This is a genomic window from Rhodococcus sp. WAY2 (genome assembly GCF_009859915.1).
Classification (GTDB): domain Bacteria; phylum Actinomycetota; class Actinomycetes; order Mycobacteriales; family Mycobacteriaceae; genus Rhodococcus_F; species Rhodococcus_F oxybenzonivorans.
Genome location: NZ_CP046572.1, coordinates 728,000 through 749,737, shown reverse-complemented (window position 1 = coordinate 749,737; position 21,738 = coordinate 728,000). Strand labels below are relative to the sequence as shown.

Here is a 21,738-nt window from a genome sequence, read left to right as displayed (position 1 = left end):
AATGGCAGTCACAGGGCACTCCGGGAGGTATTTTTATGTGGGACGAGCAGTCACATATATACCTAGCCGGAAGGCTTCGGCTGTGCAAACCCCGCGTCGGGCCCTGGGGGGCCAGAGCGGGCACCGCGCGTCGCTGCATGGCCGACCGGTGGCGAAACCCACAGGTCAGCGCACACGTTCTGCTGCGCACGGTGACCGTAATCACTACCTGGCGGAATAGTGATGTCCACTGCTTCCGGCCTGACGGGGTTCCTCACGGCTCGCGGCTCACCTCAGCTTCCACGAAGGAAATCTGGGACTGCTTCATTCGCCGCCCGCCCGACATTCGCCGGAAATCGCCGGGGTGAAGAATGACCATGGGCGCCCGACAGCGAGCACCCACTGTTCACCAACTGGCTACTTGATCGTGAGATAACGAGCAGTACGCATCAACCGCCCGCTCAGAGAAGGAATCCTGGTTTGTCTCTCCAGTCACCGACGGATTCGGATCGCTCGCTCCGCATACCCCAGGAATTCCTTCGCCGCGAGTTCGCGCCGGCGCCGCGCACCCTCATCGACGTTCTGTACGCCACCGCAGACGAGTATCCCGACGCCGCAGCGATCGACGACGGCACGACGTCGTTGACCTACCGGGAACTGCTCGAGGAAATCGGCCGCGGCGCGGAGCAATTGGCCGAGTCCGGAGTCGGGGCCGGCGACCGGGTCGGCATCCGCATGCCTTCGGGGTCGTGCGCTCTGTATGTCACCATTTTGTCGACGCTGGCAATCGGCGCCGCGTACGTTCCCGTCGACGCGGACGATCCCGAGGAACGTGCCGCCCTCGTGTTCGGCGAGGCTCGGGTGCAATGTGTGGTGACGGGCGCCGGCATCACGCCAGGAACCGCATCCGAGCGGTCGGAGCTTCCGGCCGCCCGCCCACCGACGGTCGACGACGACGCGTGGATCATCTTCACCTCCGGATCCACCGGCACACCGAAGGGCGTAGCGGTCAGTCATCGGAATGCCGCGGCATTCGTGGATGCCGAGGCACGAATGTTCCTGCAGGACGAGCCCATCGGGCCCAGCGATCGGGTACTCGCCGGACTGTCGGTGGCTTTCGACGCGTCCTGTGAGGAGATGTGGCTGGCGTGGCGACACGGAGCCTGCCTGGTTCCCGCACCGCGATCGCTCGTGCGCAGCGGTATGGACCTCGGTCCTTGGCTGGTGGCCCGAGACGTCAGCATCGTGTCGACGGTGCCGACGCTCGCATCGCTGTGGCCGGCGGAGGCGCTCGAGGCCGTCCGTCTCCTGATCTTCGGAGGCGAGGCATGCCCACCCGAACTTGCGGAGCGCCTGGCCGTCGACGGACGAGAAGTCTGGAACACGTACGGGCCCACCGAGGCCACGGTCGTCGCGTGCGGTGCGCTGATGGACGGACGGAGCCCTGTCAGCATCGGCCTTCCCCTGGACGGCTGGGATCTCGCGGTGGTCGACGGCTCCGGGGATCCGGTGGCCGAGGGCGAGGTGGGCGAACTGGTGATCGGTGGTGTCGGTCTGGCCCGCTATCTCGACCCTGCGAAGGATGCGGAGAAGTACGCGCCCATGCCGACCCTCGGATGGGATCGCGCCTATCGCAGCGGTGATCTCGTCCGCCTGGATCGGCGCGGACTGCTGTTCCAGGGACGCGCCGACGATCAGGTGAAACTCGGTGGCCGGCGAATCGAACTGGGCGAGGTCGACAATGCCCTGCAGAATCTGCCGGGAGTCGGCGGTGCGGCCGCGGCCGTACGCAGGACCGGCGCCGGTCACCAGATTCTCGTCGGCTATCTCGCCAGCACGGATCCCGACTTCGATCTGAAAGCAGCCCACGCGACGCTCGCCGAGCAATTACCGGCCGCGCTGGTGCCCCGGCTGGTTCTGGTGGGCGAGCTTCCCACTCGCACCTCCGGCAAAGTAGACCGAAATGCACTGCCCTGGCCGCCGCCCGGGATCGACGACTCGGCGGAGGACCTCGGACTCGACGGCACATCGGCGTGGGTGGCGGAGCTGTGGACGTCGATTCTCGGCGCGCAGATTACTGGCCCTGCCGACGACTTCTTCGAGCTGGGCGGCGGTTCCCTCGCGGCCGCCCAGCTGGTTACTGCGCTACGGGAGCGGTTCCCCGAGGTCACCGTGGCGCAACTCTACGACCATCCGCGGCTCGGCTTGCTGGCGGAGTATCTCGACGAACTCGCACCCATCGATGCCGCAGAACCCCGTCTCGTCACCCCCACTCCGCGGCGCAGCCAACTGCTGCAGATCGCGGCCACCGTTCCGCTCACTACCCTCACCGGTCTGCAGTGGGTCACCTGGCTTGCCATCGCCAACAACGTCTTCGCGTACGTCGCGGACGCGTCGTGGGCACCCACCGTGTCGTGGTGGTGGGTCCTCGCCGCATTCGTCGTGTTCATCAGCCCGGTGGGCCGGATGGCGATCTCGGTGATCGGCTCGCGGATCCTTCTCCGGAGGCTCGAGCCAGGGACTTATCCCCGCGGGGGCAGTGAACACCTCCGGCTGTGGGTGGCGCTGAGACTCACCGAGGCCAGCGGCGCGGCCAACCTGTCGGGCGCACCGTGGATGCTCTATTACGCCCGGGCCTTGGGCGCCACCGTCGGGAAGGGCGTCGACCTGCACACCCTTCCGCCCGTTACCGGCATGCTCGAACTCGGTGACGGCTGTTCGGTCGAGCCGGAAGTGGATCTGTCCGGTCACTGGGTGGACGGTGACGTCGTGCACATCGGCGAGATCAAGATCGGTCCCGGGGCCACCGTCGGTGCCCGGTCCACGTTGCTGCCCGGCGCCCGCATCGGACGAGGCGCGGAGGTCGAGGCCGGTTCGGCGGTGTTCGGACGGGTCAAGGCGGGTCAGCACTGGGCGGGTTCACCCGCCGTCAAGGTAGGTAAGGCCGCACACCCGTGGCCCGAAGAAACCCCGCGACGCGCGTCGTACTGGGTGCCCGTGTTCGGGGTCACGTCGATGCTGATCGCCGGACTCCCGATCTTTGCCCTCCTGTCCGGCATCGCCCTGATCGGCTGGCGGATCCGCGATGCCGGGACGATCGGATCCGCCGTACTGCAGTCGCTGATGGTTCTCCCGATCGCCACTGTTCTCAGCCTTGCGGTGTTCGCCGTTTTCACCGTGATCGCCGTTCGGCTGTTGTCGATCCGGTTGCGAGAGGGGTACCACCCGGTCCGCAGTCGCACCGGATGGCAGGTGTGGGCCACCGAGCGGCTCATGGACTCGGCCCGGACGTTCCTGTTCCCCTTGTACGCGAGCCTGTTGACACCCGGCTGGCTGCGATTGCTGGGCGCCCGGATCGGCAAGAACGTCGAAGCCTCGACAGTGCTGCTGCTGCCGAAGTTCACCACGGTCGCGGACGGCGCGTTCCTGGCCGACGACACGATGGTCGCGAGTTACGAGCTCGGCGGCGGTTGGATGCACATCGAGGACGCAAAAATCGGCAAGCGGGCGTTCCTCGGCAATTCCGGAATGACCGGCCCGGGACGACGGGTGCCCAAGAACGGGCTCGTCGCGGTGCTGTCGGCGGCGCCATCCAAGGCCAAGTCCGGTTCTTCTTGGCTGGGGAGCCCACCCGTCCGCCTGCGCAGGGCCCCGGGCGACACCGACGCCGCACGCACGTTCCATCCGCCGTTCCGGCTGAAGGTCGCCCGGGCGATCGTGGAGACGTGCCGTTTGATCCCGGTGATGGTGACGTTCGGAATTGGGCTCGGGGTGCTGTTCACGCTCGAGGTGATGGCCGACCTGATCGGCTTCTGGCTGGCCGCCCTGGCCAGCGGCGTGGTCCTCCTCGGCGCCGGCGCTGTGGCCGGATCGATATCCGTGGCTGCCAAGTGGCTGGTGGTGGGGCGCATCGGAAAGGTCGAGCATCCCCTGTGGAGTTCCTTCGTCTGGCGTAACGAGGTGTCGGACGCGTTCGTCGAGACCGTCGCCGCACCGTGGTTCGCGCGCGCCGCCACGGGCACCGCCGTACTCAACGTGTGGCTGCGCGGCCTCGGCGCGACCATCGGCAAGGGGGTGTGGTGTGAAACCTATTGGCTCCCGGAAGCCGATCTGGTGACCCTCGGTGACGGCGCCACCGTGGAACGGGGGTGCGTCGTGCAGACTCACCTGTTCCATGATCGGATCATGTCCATGGACACCGTCACGTTGGGAGCCGGCGCCACGCTCGGCCCGCACTGCGTCGCGCTCCCCGCCGCCGGAATCGGTGCAGGCGCCACGGTCGGACCTGCGTCACTGGTCATGCGCGGCGACACCGTTCCGCCCTCCACCAGGTGGCAGGGCAACCCCATCGCACCGTGGGCGGCGACGTGAAGCCCGGTAAAGAGGTCGACGAACCCCTCGACCCGTATCTCCCTCAGAACGGCAACCGAGGCTATCGGGTGTCACGGTACGAACTCGACCTCACCTACAAGGTCCATAGCAACCGGCTTACCGGGAAGGCCACGATCACCGCTGTCACCACCGAGGCGCGGTCCCGGTTCGCGCTCGACCTGGCGTCCGACCTCCACGTCACCAAGGTCGCTGCCAACGGCGTACGGAACACCAAATGGGTTCATCGGAACGGCAAGCTCGTCGTCACCCCTGCGCAGAAGATCCCGGCGGGCGGTGCACTGGTATTCACGGTGCAATACGGCGGTTCCCCGAAGCCGATCCGCAGCATGTGGGGCGAGGTCGGCTGGGAGGAACTGACCGAGGGCAGTCTCGTCGCCAGTCAGCCGAATGGCGCGGCATCCTGGTTTCCGTGTGACGATCACCCGAGCTCGAAAGCCAGCTACCGCATGTCCATCACCACCGATTCGCCGTACTACACGGTGGCCAACGGTGCGTTGGTGAGCAAGCAGACCCGGGCCAGCCAGACCACCTGGGTGTACGAGCAGGCCGAGCCGATGTCGAGCTATCTGGCCACCATTCAGATCGGCCCGTACGAACGACGACGAGTGGATTCGGGCGGCGTCAAGATTTTCGCCGTGCACCCGCCGCGACTTCGCTCGTCGTTCGATGTCGATTTCGGACGCCAACCCGAGATGATGGATGTGTTCGGCAGGTTGTTCGGCCCGTACCCGTTTGCCGATTACACGGTCGTCGTCACCGACGACGACCTGGAGATTCCTGTCGAGGCGCAGGGACTGTCGATTTTCGGCGCCAACCACTGCACGGGCAGCCGCGCCTTCGAACGATTGGTGGCCCACGAGCTCGCCCACCAGTGGTTCGGTAACAGCCTCACGTTGCGTCAATGGCGGGACATCTGGCTGCACGAAGGATTCGCCTGTTACGCCGAATGGCTCTGGTCGGAGAATTCCGGCGGACCCGCAGCGCATCGACTCGCGTTACAGGCCCACCAGGGTCTGTCCCGGAAACCGCAGGATCTGGTGGTCGCGGATCCTGGGCCGCAGTTGATGTTCGACGACCGCATTTACAAGCGCGGCGCAATCACTCTCCACGCACTGCGACTTCGGCTGGGTGACGAACGGTTCTTTGCATTGCTGCAGCAGTGGACCCGGTCGCACAGCCACTCCAGCGTCAGCGCGGAACAGTTCACCGATCTCGCCGCGCGGTACACCGATGAGTCGCTACGAACCCTCTGGGACACCTGGCTGGGTGAAAAAGCGCTGCCACCTCTCTAGAGACGCCGACGATCACGCACCGTCCCGCCACACGACGGCGGAGACGCGCTTGGCGACGTCCGTCATCTGCGGGCCGGACTTCACCCCGTTGAGCGCCCCGAATTCGACCGTGTCGGTGTCGAAGGTGCCGGCAAAGGCGTAGACGTCATAGGTTCCGTTCGGGGCGTCTGCCGACACGGCGTAACTGATCGGCTCTTCGTATACCTCTCCGGGAGCCAGGTCGACGTCGATCGGCCCGAAGATCGGATCACTGATCCCGCCGTCCGGCGACGTCACGCTTGCCCAGACCTGCCCCGCATAGGGCTGATCCTCGGGTGCCGCCACCACCATCGTCGCCGCGATGGTTCCCCCGTTCTCGGGCAGGGTCGTCGAGTCGTCCGCGGTCAGCGACACCCGCACCGGAAGGTCGGTGTCGGGTAGCTGGGGTCGTGTCGAGGAAGGCGAGCCGTCACCGACGTCGGGCCAGTCGTCTGCCCAGACGATCCGGTCGATCATCCCTTCCCGGCGCTGAGCTCCACTGGGCAGTGTGACGTCGTCGCGCGGAATGGCGTGGTAGACGATCCAATCGTTCCCGGCGTCGTCCGTCACCACGGTGTTGTGTCCGGGTCCGGCCCACGGGTCGCTGCCCGCGAGGATGAGCGCGCCGCCCCCCTCGTTGAGGTCCTGCCCCTTGCGGTCGAGGTAGGGCCCGGTCAGCGATCTGGACCTGCCGACCACCACGCGGTACGCGGTGTCCCCGCCGTTGCAGCAGTTCCCGGCGGACAGAAACAGGTGGTAGTAGCCGTTGCGGAAAGTGATGAAGGGGCCTTCGAACCGGTCGTCCGCGATCTGCACCGGTTCGCCCACCGGCGCGGCACCGTCCCCGTCCAGCGGGATTGCGTAGATGCCGCGGAAGTTGCCGACGACCATCGTCTTCGACGTTCCGTCGTCCCACACGAACGGGTCGATCGTGCCCTCGATGCCCACGTCCTGCGCACAGAACACCGGGCGACCCAGATCGGTCCACGGCCCGGTCGCACCCGGAGCCGTCGCGAGTCCGATACACGGATTCGACTCGTCGTAGAGCGAGTAGTAGAGGCTGTATCCGCCGCCCGATTCCAGGACGTGCGGGGCCCAGGCAAGTTTTCCCTCCGGATGCCACTCGGGCAGGTCCGGGAACACGTCGCCCACATACATCCAGTCCATGAGATCGAAGGACTTGAACATCGACATGTTGTGCATGCCCTGGCCGTCGCCCCAGTCGTCCGCGGTGGTGTACATGTAGTACATACCGTCGGCCGCACGGACCACGCTGGGGTCTGCGGCAACAGGCTCCACGACGGGGTTCGCCGCCACCGGGGACGCGGGCACCATCATCAAAGCGAGCAGCGTCAGCGTCGTCACGATCCATCCCCGTCGCAGCAGTCTTCGCCGTCCCATGGGGGGCCGTACACATGACTCCGCCTCGACGCCATCAGATTTCTGCACGTTGCTCCCTACCGTGGACCCCAGCCGAGCGGAATGTGGCAAATGTATACGGCTGAGGCTCAGGTTAAGAGTTGAGTTCTCCGATGCGTCGAACCGAAACCAAACTGTGCCCTTCCGCGTGCGCCCCACCGACCGATTCGGTGGCGCACGCTGTTACGAGCTTTCGCGGGCAGAGGGCAGATGCGAGCGCCAGTGGACGACGGCGAGGAGGAGACATCCCGCGGCCGCGATGGCGCCGAAGGTAAACATTCGCGGGTAGGTCACCGCGGCGAAATTCTCGGAGAGAAATGCCATTGCCGCAGGCATCGCGAAGCCCAGATAGGTGAGGGAGTAGAACACCGCGGTCAGGCCGGCCAAATCGTCGGGTCCGGCAATGCGCTGAATTTCCTGCAGCCCGGACACCAAGGCCATCCCGTATCCGCAACCCAGCACCACCGCAGCGACGAGTGCGAGCGGAACGGTCAACGTGGAAGACGCGGCCGCTGCCATCGCCATCCCAGCTATGACGAAGACGAGGGCAACGACGACTGCTCGCGTATTGCGAGGCGTATCGATCTTGCGGCCCAGCGCCTGGATCGCGAAGCCGGACCCTAAGCCCACCATGCACATCAGTGCCGAGAACGCGAGGGGCACCCCACCGCCGTGCTGGGACATGAGCGCCGGAAGTACCGCATACGCGGCGGCCGCGGTCCCGAACACCCAAGGGGCGAGGGGTGCGATGACGAGAAGGAAACGCCGGTGTGCCGCCGAGGGAATCGCCAGATCCCGAGCGAGCGACACCCGCTCGGAGAGCGGTTGAGCTGCACGGGTTTCCGGTGCACGCACCAGTGCGATGGCCGCGGCGATGGCGATTGCGCTGTGGACGAGGTACGACAGGACACTGGGCAGTGGTGCCCACTGCGCGAGGACGCCGGCGGCCCCGGCGCCCAGACCGAACCCACCGGTGAGGCTCATCGCGGCCCGTCTGGCACCGGCTCCTTCCGTCGCCGTGGGATCCCACGGCGCGGTCGACAGCTCCTTCACCCAGCTTCCCCCTACTGCCATTCCGAGCCCGAGCGCGACGCCGCACAGGATGCGGCCTGCGATCAGCATGGCCGCGGAGTCCGCGCCGAGTGCGAGCAGTACCGAACCTGCCACCGTCAGCACCGGGGCGGGCAGCAGAATCGGACGCCTGCCGAGCCGGTCGGACAGGGGTCCGCCCAGGAGGAGGGCGGGAACGATCCCGAGAACGTAGGCGAACAAGAAGAGGTCGACGGTCACCGGCGAGAAACCGTGGTCGGCGCGGTACATGCCCAGGAGCGGCGTGAATTCGTTGCCTCCCCACGCGACCGCGAACATCGTCGCGGCGACCTGCAACCACACCCGCGTGGACACCACGGTGTCGGGCAGTGCGGCTTGCGACTCGCGCACGGAGGTCATCGAGCCACTCCCCTCGGATTCAGAGCGTGAACTCGACGCATGTGGGCGAGCACCGCTGCCTCGAACCCGTCCGCGTCACCGTCGTTCACCAGATCGGTCAACTGCTCGTGCTCCGCGAGAATCCTCGGCAATTGCCCGGGGTCGCGGGTGATCGAGTGGGCGGTCATCCGGCGCTGCCGCTCCCGAAGGCTCGAGTAGAACGTCGCGAGCAGTGGATTCTCGGCGGCATCGACGATCAGGCGATGAAAGTCGGCATCCGACGCACTGAAGGCAGCCACATCGCCTCGTGCGGCGATCTGCCGCTGTTCCTCGAGATTGGCGCGCAGCCGGGCGACAAGCACCTCACGTGTGTGCGGCCGCTCCGCCAGGATCCGAACGGCGTGTGTCTCGACGAGCTGTCGCGCATCGACGATGTGCTCGGCTTCCCCCTCGGCCACCGCGACGACGAGAGCGCCCCGCTTCGGATACAACCGCATCCATCCCTCGGCCTCGAGACGAAGAAAGGCCTCGCGGACGGGTGTGCGACTGAGGCCCATGCGCTCCGCGATCTCGCCTTCGCTGATCAACTCACCACCGGGCAGCCCACCCGACAGGATGAGCTCCTTCACCTCGCGGTATACCTGCTCCGCGGCCGAATACAACATAGACACAAGATGTATTTATACGCCCCCGCTGCTAGAGCGGCTCATCGGACCCCGGCTCAGTCGGCCAGCACAGCCTTGAGGAACGTCTTGGTCCGCTCGTGTTTCGGTGCGGAGAACATGGTTACCGGATCCCCCTCTTCCACGATGCGGCCGGCGTCGAACATCATCACCCGGTTCGATACGTCGCGTGCGAATTGCATCTCATGTGTGACGATGAGCATCGTGATGTCCGTGGTGAGGGCCACGTTCCTCAAGACGTCCAGCACGTCCGCCACCAACTCCGGATCGAGAGCCGACGTCACCTCGTCGAGCAGCAGGATGTCGGGATCCATCGCCAGCGCTCGGGCGATCGCAACCCGCTGCTGTTGGCCACCGGACAGCTGCGTCGGATGCGCTGTCTCCTTGTCCGACAGCCCTACTGTGTCGAGCAGTTCACGGGCGCGCGTTACTGCCGCCGCCTTGTCGAGCCCGAGGACGTGGATGGGTGCCTCGGTAATGTTTTCGATCACGTTCATGTTGGGGAACAGGTTGAATTGCTGAAAAACCATTCCGATCCGACGCCGTATGCGACGAATGTACTTCTCCGACGCCGGGACGAGTTTGCCTCCCCGCTCCTCGTGAGTGAGGCGCGCCCCGTCGACCCAGATGATGCCGTCATTCACCTTTTCGAGGGTCATGAGCAATCGCAGAATCGTCGTCTTACCCGAACCACTCGGGCCGATCAACGTGACCCGGTCGCCACGCTCCACCTGGAAGTCGAGGTGATCGAGCACGACGTGGTCGCCGAACCGCTTCACGACGTCGTCGAACCTGATCATCGGGGTGCCTGACTTCGCTTTATCCGGCAAGACGCTTCTCCAATCGCCGTATGAGCAGGGAGGTCGGGTAACTGGCGATCAGGAAGATCACGCCGGCGAGGGTCAACGGCTCGAGGTACTGAAAATGCCGGGCACCGAATTGCTGGGCCGCTGTCACCATTTCGATCACCGTGATCGCGAACAGCAACGGGGTGTCCTTGAACATCGACACGGCATAGTTCCCGAGAGCCGGGACTACCCGGCGGATTGCCTGCGGCAGGATGATCGCCCGCCACGTACGGGCCGGTGCAATGGACAGTGCTCTCGCTGCCTCCCACTGGCCGACGGGTACCGCCTCGATCCCTGCCCGATACACCTCCGCCATGTAGGTCGAGTAGTGGATGCCGAGGACCACTACCCCGATCTGCAAGGGTGACAGTGCCGTAAACGTGTAATAGACGAACAGCAACTGCACGACGAGGGGTGTGAGACGGATGAATTCGCTCACCGCCCGCACCGGCATTGCGATCCAGCGCGGGGCGGCCTGCCGGATCAGCGCGATGACAAGGCCGAGCACCACGGATATGAGGAAGCCCAATACGGTTGCGACGAGGGTGATCTTGAATCCGTCGAGCAACACGGGTAGCGCCTCGAACGCGCGATCCCAACTCCACTGGACGCTCATTTTTCAGCAGCCTCCAGTCCGCGCGGGTCCGAGGGCGCCAGCGAGAAGATCTCACGCAAAGAGGGACCGGTACCCAGCCTGTTCTTCGCCCGAACCTCGAGCGCATTCATCAACAGCGTCAGCACGTAGCCGATAACGAAGTAGATGACGAGCCCGACCCCGAACGCGAAGAGCGTGTTGCCCGTCGTACGCCGAAGTTGATCTATCTCGAATGTCAGGTCCTGCAGCAGGATGTAACTGGCCAGGGCAGTGCCCTTGAGCAGTTGGATCAGAAGATTCGTCAGGGGAGGAATCATCTCGGCCCAGGCCTGTGGAAACACCACCCGTCGAAGCCTCTGCCAGTGCGTGAAATCCAACGCCGTGGCAGCTTCCCATTGCGACTGCGGTACCGAATTAATCGCTCCCCGCACAACTTCCGCTCCGTAGGCGCCATAGTTGAGGCCGAGGGCGAGTATCCCACACAGTACGGGGTCGATGAGATATCCGAAGAGCGGAACCACGTAGAAAAGCCAGAACAACTGCACCAGCAGTGACGTGCCGCGGAAGAACTCGATGAAAACCCGCGCCGAACCTCTGACGATTACCTGGTGTGAACGAGCTGCCAACCCGAGCACCACTGCAAGCACGAAGGCAAGGAGAGCACCTCCCGCAGTGAGTTCGAGGGTGATGATGATTCCCTCCTGGATGCCCGGCCAGGCATCGAAGAGGGCATCGAAATCCTCCTTCACAACAGAGTCCCGTCCGACTCAGCCCTGCCCTTCGCACAGCTTCGCCGTGGTCAGTTGCGGATCGGGAAGCTCTGCCTCGGTGAATCCGAAGGGACCGACGATAGAAAGGTACTTGTCCTTGTCCGCCGTGATCTTTGCCAGTTCGGTGTTGTAGGCGTCCCTCAGCTCGGTGTCTTCCTTACGAAAGACGGTGCCGCCGGCGCCTACCTGGGGGACCCCGTTGATTTCTGCGACAAAGGAATCAGTCACCTCCACAGGCACTTGCGGGTTGTTCTGCGCCAGCCAGTTCAGCGAGATTCCCGTCAGTGCGAAGACGTCGGCGCGGCCATTGGCGATGGCATCCATGCCATCCTGCGGGGATGCCACTTGTGTAGCCTCGATGCCGAGGTCCTGTGCGTAGTCGGACTCGATTGCGCCGGTCATGGCGGCCATCCGGACGCCGCTGTCTTTGACCGACTGCATGTCGGTGAGCTTCGCCGGATTGCCCTTGGGCACCATCAGCGCTGTCGTGTAGTTGAATTCGGGCTCGCTGAACGCTGCTTGTTCGCAGCGCTGCGGAAGGATGGACATTCCGGCACTGACAACGTCGAATCGGCGCGCCTGCAGTCCTGGAATGAGGGCTCCGAAGTCGGTGCTGACGCCTTCGACATTGGCTATTCCGAGGTTCTTGAAGATTTCCCGGTGCAGGGCCACGGTGGCGCCGGTCAGCTTCCCGTCCTGCTCGAAGCTGTACGGGGCCTCGCCGGCGAATCCCACGGTCACCGTTCCCTCGGAACGGAGCTGTTCCAGTAGTGATTCGCCGCTGCTCGAGTCGGTCTTCGTGCACCCTGCGACCGAGCCCGCTGCTACGACGAGTCCCGCCATTGCGACAGCGGCCCGGACCGTAGGACGTCGTTTCGAGTTGGTGCTGCTCACCACAGATTCCCTTCGTTGCCTGGGTGATCCGGCCGGGCGCACCACGTGGCACGATCCGACTCGGATCTGCCCGGGTCACGTTACGCAGGCGAACGAGTCACTGCGCGCTAAACGACGGAATTTGCCGCAGCGCGATGAACGTCGGCGAAAGGAATTGTGGTGGAATGCCGGAAGCCCCCCAACAGGTGTTGGGGGGCTTCCGGTAACGGATGTTCGGCGGTGTCCTACTCTCCCACACCCTGTCGAGTGCAGTACCATCGGCGCTGGAGGGCTTAGCTTCCGGGTTCGGAATGGGGCCGGGCGTTTCCCCTCCGCTATGGCCGCCGTAACTCTATGAAACTGTCACACACCCATCGTCCCTTTGCCGGTTTCCCCTCCGTGGCCACGCACCCGGGTGGGTGCGGAACTTGTCGGGGGTTCCGTAAAAGGGAAAAGGGTATCTGTGTGTTGTTTCAGATACTGCACAGTGGACGCGTAGCTTCTTTGTGGTAAGTCCTCGGCCTATTAGTACCAGTCACCTACACCCATTACTGGGCTTCCAGTTCTGGCCTATCAACCCGGTGGTCTGTGCCGGGGGCCTTACCCCTCGAGGGGTGAGAAACCTCATCTTGGAACAGGCTTCCCGCTTAGATGCTTTCAGCGGTTATCCCTTCCGAACGTAGCTAACCAGCGGTGCTCCTGGTGGAACAACTGGCACACCAGAGGTTCGTCCGTCCCGGTCCTCTCGTACTAGGGACAGCCTTCCTCAAGTTTCTAACGCGCGCGGCGGATAGAGACCGAACTGTCTCACGACGTTCTAAACCCAGCTCGCGTGCGCTTTAATGGGCGAACAGCCCAACCCTTGGGACCTACTCCAGCCCCCAGGATGCGACGAGCCGACATTCGAGGTGCCCAAACCATCCGTCGATATGGACTCTTGGGGAAGATCAGCCTGTTATCCCCGGGGTACCTTTTATCCGTTGAGCGACACCGCTTCCACTTGCCGGTGGCCGGATCACTAGTCCCGACTTTCGTCCCTGCCTCGACTTGTCAGTCTCACAGTCAAGCTCCCTTGTGCACTTGCACTCGACACCTGATTGCCAACCAGGCTGAGGAACCTTTGGGCGCCTCCGTTACATTTTTGGGAGGCAACGCCCCAGTTAAACTACCCACCAGGCACTGTCCCTGAACCAGATCATGGTCGAGGTTAGAGGTCCAATACGATCAGAGTGGTATTTCAACAACGACTCCACACTCACCTGGCGTGAGCGCTTCACAGTCTCCCACCTATCCTACACAAACCGAACCGAACACCAATACCAAGCTGTAGTGAAGGTCCCGGGGTCTTTTCGTCCTGCGCGCGTAACGAGCATCTTTACTCGTAATGCAATTTCGCCGAGTCTATGGTTGAGACAGCTGAGAAGTCGTTACGCCATTCGTGCAGGTCGGAACTTACCCGACAAGGAATTTCGCTACCTTAGGATGGTTATAGTTACCGCCGTTTACTGGGGCTTAAATTCTCAGCTTCGCCACCGAAATGGCTAAACCGGTCCTCTTAACCTTCCAGCACCGGGCAGGCGTCAGTCCGTATACATCGTCTTACGACTTCGCACGGACCTGTGTTTTTAGTAAACAGTCGCTTCTCACTGGTCTCTGCGGGCCCACCCAGCTCACACTGCAAGAGTGATCACCAGACGAGGCCCCCTTCTCCCGAAGTTACGGGGGCATTTTGCCGAGTTCCTTAACCATAGTTATCTCGATCGCCTTAGTATTCTCTACCTGACCACCTGTGTCGGTGGGGTACGGGCCGTGTGAAAGCTCGCTAGAGGCTTTTCTCGGCAGCATAGGATCACTGAATTCGCCTCATTCGGCTATGCGTCACCTCGCAGGATATGTGTGACCCGGATTTGCCTAGGTCACTACTCCTACAGGCTTACACAGTATTACCACTGACTGGCTCAGCTACCTTCCTGCGTCACCCCATCGCTTGGCTACTACCAGATCAGGTCCCACGCATCCACCACGCACGAACCCGAAGGTCCACACGCGGTTTCAGGGTGGTTAGTATCACTGATTCACCAGGGGCGCGTTCACACGGGTACGGGAATATCAACCCGTTGTCCATCGGCTACGCTGTCGGCCTCGTCTTAGGTCCCGACTCACCCTGGGCGGATTAACCTGGCCCAGGAACCCTTGGTCATTCGGCGGACGAGTTTCTCACTCGTCTTTCGCTACTCATGCCTGCATTCTCACTCGTGTGGCCTCCACGGCTGGGTCACCCCGCCGCTTCCATGGCCACACGACGCTCCCCTACCCATCCACACCACTGCCCACCCTCCCGCAGAAAATGGGGGTGCATTGTGTGAATGCCGCAGCTTCGGTGGTGTACTTGAGCCCCGCTACATTGTCGGCGCAGGATCACTTGACCAGTGAGCTATTACGCACTCTTTCAAGGGTGGCTGCTTCTAAGCCAACCTCCTGGTTGTCTTCGCGACCCCACATCCTTTTCCACTTAGTACACGCTTAGGGACCTTAGCTGGCGATCTGGGCTGTTTCCCTCTCGACTACGAACCTTATCGCCCGCAGTCTCACTGCCGCGCTCTCACTCACCGGCATTCGGAGTTTGGCTGATTTCGGTAAGCTTGTGGGCCCCCTAGACCATCCAGTAGCTCTACCTCCGATGAGAAACACGCGACGCTGCACCTAAATGCATTTCGGGGAGAACCAGCTATCACGGAGTTTGATTGCCTTTCACCCCTACCCACAACTCATCCCCTCAGTTTTCAACCTAAAGTGGGTTCGGTCCTCCACGACGTCTTACCGTCGCTTCAACCTGGCCATGGGTAGATCACTCCGCTTCGGGTCTAGAACATGCCACTATGAACGCCCTATTCGGACTCGCTTTCGCTACGGCTACCCCACACGGGTTAACCTCGCGACATGCCACTAACTCGCAGGCTCATTCTTCAAAAGGCACGCCATCACCCCCAGTGACAAGTCACTCGAAGGCTTTGACGGATTGTAAGCGCACGGTTTCAGGTACTATTTCACTCCCCTCCCGGGGTACTTTTCACCTTTCCCTCACGGTACTAGTCCGCTATCGGTCACCAGGGAGTATTCAGGCTTATCGGGTGGTCCCGACAGATTCACACCAGATTTCACGGGCCCGGTGCTACTTGGGTTTCCATCACGACAGTCACAATGTTTTCGTGTACGGGATTCTCACCCTCTACGACAGGCCGTTCCAGACCACTTCCACTAACACCATGATTTCTTACTGTCGGCCAACACGGCAGCATTGACAAGATGAACCCCACAACCCCACGAATGCAACGCCTGCCGGCTATCACACATCCATGGTTTAGCCTCTTCCGCTTTCGCTCGCCACTACTCACGGAATCACTATTGTTTTCTTCTTCCTGTGGGTACTGAGATGTTTCACTTCCCCACGTTCCCTCCACACACCCTATATATTCAGATGCGGGTAACACGACATCACTCGTGCTGGGTTTCCCCATTCGGACATCCTCGGATCTCAGCTCGGTTGACAGCTCCCCGAGGCTTATCGCAGCCTCCTACGTCCTTCATCGGCTCCTGGTGCCAAGGCATCCACCGTACGCTCTTCATTACTTACAACAAAGATGCTCGCGTCCACTGTGCAGTTCTCAAACAACACACCCGCCTCGAACTCCGCCAGCACCATGCCCACACCAAAAGTGATGCGGTCTGCCTGACATCCGAACCGGATCGTCACTTCCCTGAAAGAAAAAACACTCACGTGTTCCCTCAGGACCCAACAGTATGTCGATATAATTCGCCCTCCCACCAGCACACAGGCCGCAGTTGAGAACCAATACTTGTCAGCGATCCACCCATGAGCAACCACCGGATAACATACGCATCCGAAATGGCCTCTGCCAGACCATCATCCACTGACTGTTCAGCGGTACATGACTGGAGATGCTCCTTAGAAAGGAGGTGATCCAGCCGCACCTTCCGGTACGGCTACCTTGTTACGACTTCGTCCCAATCGCCGATCCCACCTTCGACGGCTCCCTCCCACAAGGGGTTAGGCCACCGGCTTCGGGTGTTACCGACTTTCATGACGTGACGGGCGGTGTGTACAAGGCCGGGAACGTATTCACCGCAGCGTTGCTGATCTGCGATTACTAGCGACTCCGACTTCACGGGGTCGAGTTGCAGACCCCGATCCGAACTGAGACCAGCTTTAAGGGATTCGCTCCACCTCACGGTCTCGCAGCCCTCTGTACTGGCCATTGTAGCATGTGTGAAGCCCTGGACATAAGGGGCATGATGACTTGACGTCGTCCCCACCTTCCTCCGAGTTGACCCCGGCAGTCTCTTACGAGTCCCCACCATTACGTGCTGGCAACATAAGACAAGGGTTGCGCTCGTTGCGGGACTTAACCCAACATCTCACGACACGAGCTGACGACAGCCATGCACCACCTGTATACCGACCACAAGGGGGGCCGTATCTCTACGGCTTTCCGGTATATGTCAAACCCAGGTAAGGTTCTTCGCGTTGCATCGAATTAATCCACATGCTCCGCCGCTTGTGCGGGCCCCCGTCAATTCCTTTGAGTTTTAGCCTTGCGGCCGTACTCCCCAGGCGGGGCGCTTAATGCGTTAGCTACGGCACAGATTCCGTGGAAGGAACCCACACCTAGCGCCCACCGTTTACGGCGTGGACTACCAGGGTATCTAATCCTGTTCGCTACCCACGCTTTTCGTTCCTCAGCGTCAGTTACTGCCCCAGAGACCCGCCTTCGCCACCGGTGTTTTCCTCCTGATATCTGCGCATTTCACCGCTACACCAGGAATTCCAGTCTCCCCTGCAGTACTCAAGTCTGCCCGTATCGCCTGCAAGCTCACAGTTGAGCTGTGAGTTTTCACAAACGACGCGACAAACCGCCTACGAACTCTTTACGCCCAGTAATTCCGGACAACGCTTGCACCCTACGTATTACCGCGGCTGCTGGCACGTAGTTAGCCGGTGCTTCTTCTGCAGGTACCGTCACTTGCGCTTCGTCCCTGCTGAAAGAGGTTTACAACCCGAAGGCCTTCATCCCTCACGCGGCGTCGCTGCATCAGGCTTTCGCCCATTGTGCAATATTCCCCACTGCTGCCTCCCGTAGGAGTCTGGCCGTGTCTCAGTCCCAGTGTGGCCGGTCACCCTCTCAGGTCGGCTACCCGTCGTCGCCTTGGTAGGCCATTACCCCACCAACAAGCTGATAGGCCGCGGGCCCATCCTGCACCAGTAAACCTTTCCACCCCAGCCATGCAGCCGAAGGTCGTATCCGGTATTAGACCCAGTTTTCCGGGCTTATCCCGAAGTGCAGGGCAGATCACCCACGTGTTACTCACCCGTTCGCCGCTCGTGTACCCGAAGGGCCTTACCGCTCGACTTGCATGTGTTAAGCACGCCGCCAGCGTTCGTCCTGAGCCAGGATCAAACTCTCCGTTGAAGACTCTAGAAAGAGGCGAACCCCAATCAGTCATAGACATCGAGTCAAATCACTAGCGATCAAAAACTCAAACTAGCTCAATCAAACACCGACCCCCTCTCCGACGGAAGAAGGAGAAAGAGCCAGCAAATACCCACACCACTCACAACCAAACCCCAAAAGGCCCAGCCGATCACCCGTGATGCGGAGTACCAAAAACATTTGGCACTGACATTCATCGACACACTGTTGAGTTCTCAAAGAACACGCACACACCATCACACCCGAAGACAACATTCCGACCGATCCGGGGCAACCGCTCCAGCCTAACTCCTGCCAACCCCCGATGCAAACGGGAACCTCCAGGACATCTCGAACACACCAATCAAGATCAGCATCTTCGGGAAGTTCAGGCGCCTTCGTCCAACCTCGTGTCCCCCGCCTTCCGGCCGGGGTCGGTGTCCGTGTCGCTCTGACTTCGAATAAGTTACGCGACAGGGGCGTACATTCCAAATCGCCAGGTCGCAACCGGATTATGACCTTCTGAGAGCTCTCGGCCCCGATGCGGAACCCGAACTCACCTGCTTCATCCATGTTCTGGCCGAGGCTGGTCGCGCCGAACGAGGCAACCATCCAGCCCGCCGGTGGAGCGGGATTGATCGGACGACATGGTCACCCTGAACAACGAGCCGAGAGCGATCGAGACCGCTACAGCTCTTCGGCCTCGGGGGCAGCCCAGCCCATAGCGAGCGGGTAGACGTGAATGCGACGCAGAGGGCTTAGTCTTCATCTTCGGCGGCAGTCAGAAGGATGCCGTCGAAGAATGACCGAGCGCCCTTCGTGCGGCCGTCGAAACATCCAACTGCACCCAGTGAAGTGTCGACAACCATGGAGTCCGCACTCCTGAGGTGAGTACGGGAATCACCAATCGCCAGAACGCCGGCTCATCGAGCGCGACAGGGTCGGATACCTAGCGAAGCAGCGCGGGCAGACCTTCGATGCAGTCACGCTGCCCGCGTATGTCGGCGTCTGCTCTCAGCGTGGTGACTGAGATAACGCACCCGGTGACCGCGGCAAAGGACCGGGACCGAGGACGCACTCGAACCTTCCAAAGCGGCGCAGCAGACCTCAGTTCCCGCCTTCCGGAGGGGCCAGCGGATTCCAGCGATGCGGCCGCTGGTATCTGCCCAAGCCGCTGATGAATACGCCGATTCCGACACCCCGGCCGTGCAGGTGACCGTGCCGTTGGTCGGCGCCGACTTGGAGAAACCAGTCATGAACGCAGACGTCTTCGCGTCATACGGCGCTGGGCGTTCTCAACTTCCCAGGAGACTCCTCGGCACGCACGGCCAACCGGGTGATGCCGGGACGAGGAGTCGGTAGGGGCATTGAACCGAGCCACCTCGAACGACCATAGACAAGGAAGCCTTTTGATCCGAGAACATGAGGTCGCCGAACGCTATTGCGCGACAGTTTGATTGGTGACTCACTGCGATAGGCCTTCGCCTCCATCAGCCTCGGTACGGCGCCCAGGGTGCTGGTGCGGGATGGCGAAGGCGCTGGCCGGTCATGTCGGCACACGCAAAACGCGAACCGACCCAGCAGGGTTTCCGCGGCAACGGATCGACGCCGACCAGGGCTTCGATGCTCGCCCTGCCCCCGGTCCCCCAGTCACCGGGGGGAAGCAGTTGACCCGGTTGGCCCGCGATCACTACATCCGCCTCGACTCCAACGGCGACACAACAAACATCTGCAACCCCGATCATGTGAAAGCCCCTGCGGCACTATGCCGGGACCGCATCGCATTGGTCTACCGACAGGCCGGACCACGGAGATGGATCGCGACTACGACGGAGCGGTGGCTAAATGACCGCGAATACCAGAACGTCGGATCGGGACCTGACAGCGCGGTTGAGCATCCTCCCCGCGCTCTGAAAGAGCCGACCCTGCGTGGCGTTGCCGGCCGATTGATCGAGCGCGCCCGCCCTGAGAACTGGACCCACGAAGTATTCCTGGTCGCAGGTCTGCAGCGGGAGGTCCCGGCCATGGAAGCCACGACGGTGGAGCGCGGATGCGGGCTGCGCGATTCCCCGCCCGCAACTCGTTGAAGGACTTCGACTTCGACTACGCCCGCGGCCCCGAGCGAGACACCTTCGCGCACCCGGGAACCCTCGGCTTCGTGACCGCGAAAGGCAACGTGGTCTTCGGACCGCCCGGCAGAGCAAGACCTTCTGTCGATCGGCTCGCGATCCGCGCCTTCGAGGGTGAGCACCGCTCGATCACCACCGAGCGATAATCAAAATCTGTGGATCACCCTCGGCGGGTGACCTGAAGCTGGCGCACCTCCCGAGCGAGATTGATGCTCGCGGCGGCACTGCAGGCCGAGGTCGCCGCGGTGATGCCGCTGCTGTACCCGCATGGCCTGTACTCCTCGGACTTCGGCCCGGCGTTGGGGCAGTTCCTTGGCAGCAGCAGCGGCCTGTCGACGGCCACCATCACCCGGATGACCAGGCACTGGCAGGAGGAGGCTAAGGCGTTCAACAAGTGCTCGCTGACGGTCACCGACTTCGTCTGCATGTGGGGGGTCGACGGGATCCACCCGAGGTCCGACTCGCGCAGGACCAAGGTGTGCCTGCTGGTCATCGTCGCGTGCGTGCTGACGGCACCAGGGAACTGGTCTCCTTCGACGACGGACAACGCGAATTTTCGGAGCCCTGGCTCGACCTGCTCCGCTCGTGCAAGCGTCGCAGGTTGCGGGCCCCGGTACTCGCATCGGCGTCGGCGGTTCTGGGTTGCCCTGCGGTAGGTGCTCCCCGACACCCGCGAGCAGCGGTGTTGGTTCCACAAGATCGCCAACGTGCTCAACGCGCTGCCCAGGTTCGCCCAGCCTGGCGCGAAGGCTGCACTAGCCGAGATCTGGAACGCCAAAGAATAAGGAGCACGCCCGGGCCGCGGCGAAGACGTTCGCCGACGACTACACCTCCAAGTGCACCAAGGCGACCGCAAAGGTCACCGACCACCTCAATGTGCTGCTCGCCTTCTCTTCTATGACTATCGGCCGAGCACTGGATCCACCTGCACACCACCCGATCAAGCCGACCTTCACCACCGTGCGGCTCCGGCACTGGGTCACCAAGGGACCCGGCACCTTCGCGGCCGGTATTGCGAAGGTGTTCACACTCATGAGCCCACCCACCCGGATGGCGTGCCGTGAACGCACCCCACCTCGTCACCCTCGTCCGCGCCGACGCGAAGTTCGAGAAGGGCGTCCTCGTCGGAAACCCGACGACCACGAATCAGGAGTTCATCGGCAAGTCGCGTGACACGACTGGTCGCGCGATGGTCAACTCACCATGGAGTCGAATCCGCTACTGAGGGGAGCTCCTGATGCGCAGCGTGACCTACTCGATGGCCGTGTCGCTGGACGGCTACGTCGTCGGGCCGGACGGGTCCTTCGACTGGAGCTCACCCGACCAAGAGGTCTTCAACCTCGCCACTGACGAGGTACGCCGGGTCGGCGTCCATCTGCTCGGACGACGGCTGTACGAGACCATGCTGTACTGGGAGACCGCCGACCAGAACCCGTCGCTCGACTACTCAACGCTCGAATTCGCCGCGCTTTGGAGGGGGCTCCCGAAGTTGGTGTTCTCCACCACGCTGTCGGCGGTGCAGGGAAACGCCCGCCTCGCGTCCAGCGGTCTGGCGGATGAGATCGAGCGATTGCGAGCCGAACCGGCGGTGGGCGACATCGCGATCGGCGGAGCGACTCTCGCCGCCGAGGCGGCCGCCTTGGGTCTCATCGACGAGTACCGGGCCAGGGTCTACCCAGTGCTGCTGGGCGGCGGCCGCACCTTCTTTCCTCAACGCCAGCATCGGGTGAACCTCGACCTCCTCGAGTCCCGCACCCTCAATTCGAAAGTGGTCTACCTCCGCTACCGCGTAGCCCGCTAGCCGACTCGTCCCGCTGACCACA

Annotated in this window: 13 protein-coding genes and 3 rRNA genes; 6 read left to right on the top strand and 10 right to left on the bottom strand. The window is 62.6% G+C overall.

Annotated elements, in window-relative coordinates:
• The first annotated feature begins 459 nt into the window (after positions 1 to 459).
• Together GFS60_RS03550 and GFS60_RS03545 are read left to right on the top strand one after the other, a co-directional pair.
• Complete coding sequence (locus GFS60_RS03550; protein WP_159919004.1) at positions 460 to 4,350, top strand: Pls/PosA family non-ribosomal peptide synthetase; 3,891 nt, start codon at positions 460 to 462, stop codon at positions 4,348 to 4,350.
• On the top strand, positions 4,335 to 5,663 hold the full coding sequence (locus tag GFS60_RS03545; RefSeq protein WP_442972194.1) for a M1 family metallopeptidase: 1,329 nt from the start codon (positions 4,335 to 4,337) through the stop codon (positions 5,661 to 5,663). The genes GFS60_RS03550 and GFS60_RS03545 overlap by 16 nt, the downstream gene beginning before the upstream one ends.
• 12 nt (positions 5,664 to 5,675) lie before the next feature.
• On the opposite strand, the gene GFS60_RS03540 is transcribed toward GFS60_RS03545, so the two are convergent.
• From GFS60_RS03540 to GFS60_RS03495, 10 genes are all read right to left on the bottom strand, one after another.
• Positions 5,676 to 7,082: a family 43 glycosylhydrolase gene (locus GFS60_RS03540; RefSeq protein WP_159919003.1), complete on the bottom strand. Its 1,407-nt coding sequence runs from the start codon at positions 7,080 to 7,082 to the stop codon at positions 5,676 to 5,678.
• Between the two features lie 201 nt (positions 7,083 to 7,283).
• Positions 7,284 to 8,549, bottom strand: coding sequence for an MFS transporter (locus GFS60_RS03535; RefSeq protein WP_159919002.1), 1,266 nt, complete (start codon positions 8,547 to 8,549; stop codon positions 7,284 to 7,286).
• Positions 8,546 to 9,193 carry a GntR family transcriptional regulator gene (locus GFS60_RS03530; protein ID WP_159919001.1) on the bottom strand — a complete coding sequence of 216 codons (648 nt, stop codon included), beginning with the start codon at positions 9,191 to 9,193 and terminating at the stop codon, positions 8,546 to 8,548. The genes GFS60_RS03535 and GFS60_RS03530 overlap by 4 nt, the downstream gene beginning before the upstream one ends.
• A 56-nt stretch (positions 9,194 to 9,249) precedes the next feature.
• Positions 9,250 to 10,011 (bottom strand): ectoine/hydroxyectoine ABC transporter ATP-binding protein EhuA, encoded by a 762-nt coding sequence (ehuA, locus tag GFS60_RS03525; protein WP_159919000.1) that lies wholly within the window; start codon positions 10,009 to 10,011, stop codon positions 9,250 to 9,252.
• A gap of 19 nt (positions 10,012 to 10,030) precedes the next feature.
• Positions 10,031 to 10,675: an ectoine/hydroxyectoine ABC transporter permease subunit EhuD gene (gene ehuD, locus GFS60_RS03520; protein ID WP_159918999.1), complete on the bottom strand. Its 645-nt coding sequence runs from the start codon at positions 10,673 to 10,675 to the stop codon at positions 10,031 to 10,033.
• Positions 10,672 to 11,403: an ectoine/hydroxyectoine ABC transporter permease subunit EhuC gene (ehuC, locus tag GFS60_RS03515; protein WP_109326398.1), complete on the bottom strand. Its 732-nt coding sequence runs from the start codon at positions 11,401 to 11,403 to the stop codon at positions 10,672 to 10,674. Before ehuC ends, ehuD begins: the two co-directional genes overlap by 4 nt.
• Before the next feature lie 18 nt (positions 11,404 to 11,421).
• Positions 11,422 to 12,267, bottom strand: a complete 846-nt coding sequence (gene ehuB / locus GFS60_RS03510; RefSeq protein ID WP_159926841.1) for an ectoine/hydroxyectoine ABC transporter substrate-binding protein EhuB — start codon at positions 12,265 to 12,267, stop codon at positions 11,422 to 11,424.
• Positions 12,268 to 12,529: 262 nt separating this feature from the next.
• A 5S ribosomal RNA gene (gene rrf / locus GFS60_RS03505) occupies positions 12,530 to 12,646 on the bottom strand.
• Positions 12,647 to 12,802: 156 nt separating this feature from the next.
• A 23S ribosomal RNA gene (locus GFS60_RS03500) occupies positions 12,803 to 15,933 on the bottom strand.
• A 335-nt stretch (positions 15,934 to 16,268) separates the two neighbouring features.
• A 16S ribosomal RNA gene (locus GFS60_RS03495) occupies positions 16,269 to 17,786 on the bottom strand.
• The 16S, 23S and 5S rRNA genes sit together here, the layout of an rRNA operon.
• Before the next feature lie 2,050 nt (positions 17,787 to 19,836).
• Here GFS60_RS03495 and GFS60_RS03490 point away from each other — a divergent pair.
• The 4 genes from GFS60_RS03490 (at position 19,837) to GFS60_RS03475 (ending at position 21,716) form a co-directional block, all read left to right on the top strand.
• Entirely contained in the window at positions 19,837 to 20,061 is a 225-nt protein-coding gene (locus GFS60_RS03490) for a hypothetical protein (protein WP_159918998.1), read from the top strand.
• A 63-nt stretch (positions 20,062 to 20,124) separates the two neighbouring features.
• Positions 20,125 to 20,571, top strand: coding sequence for a hypothetical protein (locus tag GFS60_RS03485; RefSeq protein WP_159918997.1), 447 nt, complete (start codon positions 20,125 to 20,127; stop codon positions 20,569 to 20,571).
• A gap of 404 nt (positions 20,572 to 20,975) precedes the next feature.
• Positions 20,976 to 21,140 (top strand): hypothetical protein, encoded by a 165-nt coding sequence (locus tag GFS60_RS03480; RefSeq protein ID WP_159918996.1) that lies wholly within the window; start codon positions 20,976 to 20,978, stop codon positions 21,138 to 21,140.
• A gap of 12 nt (positions 21,141 to 21,152) precedes the next feature.
• Positions 21,153 to 21,716: a dihydrofolate reductase family protein gene (locus GFS60_RS03475; protein ID WP_159918995.1), complete on the top strand. Its 564-nt coding sequence runs from the start codon at positions 21,153 to 21,155 to the stop codon at positions 21,714 to 21,716.
• Positions 21,717 to 21,738 lie beyond the last annotated feature (22 nt).

What these genes read in the sequence shown, in the direction of transcription:
- GFS60_RS03540 (WP_159919003.1), bottom strand. Translation starts at nt 7,082, where the DNA reads ATGGGACGGCGAAGACTGCTGCGACGGGGATGGATCGTGACGACGCTG.
- GFS60_RS03535 (WP_159919002.1), bottom strand. Translation starts at nt 8,549, where the DNA reads ATGACCTCCGTGCGCGAGTCGCAAGCCGCACTGCCCGACACCGTGGTG.
- GFS60_RS03530 (WP_159919001.1), bottom strand. Translation starts at nt 9,193, where the DNA reads ATGTTGTATTCGGCCGCGGAGCAGGTATACCGCGAGGTGAAGGAGCTC.
- ehuA (WP_159919000.1), bottom strand. Translation starts at nt 10,011, where the DNA reads ATGATCAGGTTCGACGACGTCGTGAAGCGGTTCGGCGACCACGTCGTG.
- ehuD (WP_159918999.1), bottom strand. Translation starts at nt 10,675, where the DNA reads ATGAGCGTCCAGTGGAGTTGGGATCGCGCGTTCGAGGCGCTACCCGTG.
- ehuB (WP_159926841.1), bottom strand. Translation starts at nt 12,267, where the DNA reads ATGGCGGGACTCGTCGTAGCAGCGGGCTCGGTCGCAGGGTGCACGAAG.
- GFS60_RS03490 (WP_159918998.1), top strand. Translation starts at nt 19,837, where the DNA reads ATGCGGGCTGCGCGATTCCCCGCCCGCAACTCGTTGAAGGACTTCGAC.
- GFS60_RS03485 (WP_159918997.1), top strand. Translation starts at nt 20,125, where the DNA reads ATGCTCGCGGCGGCACTGCAGGCCGAGGTCGCCGCGGTGATGCCGCTG.
- GFS60_RS03475 (WP_159918995.1), top strand. Translation starts at nt 21,153, where the DNA reads ATGCGCAGCGTGACCTACTCGATGGCCGTGTCGCTGGACGGCTACGTC.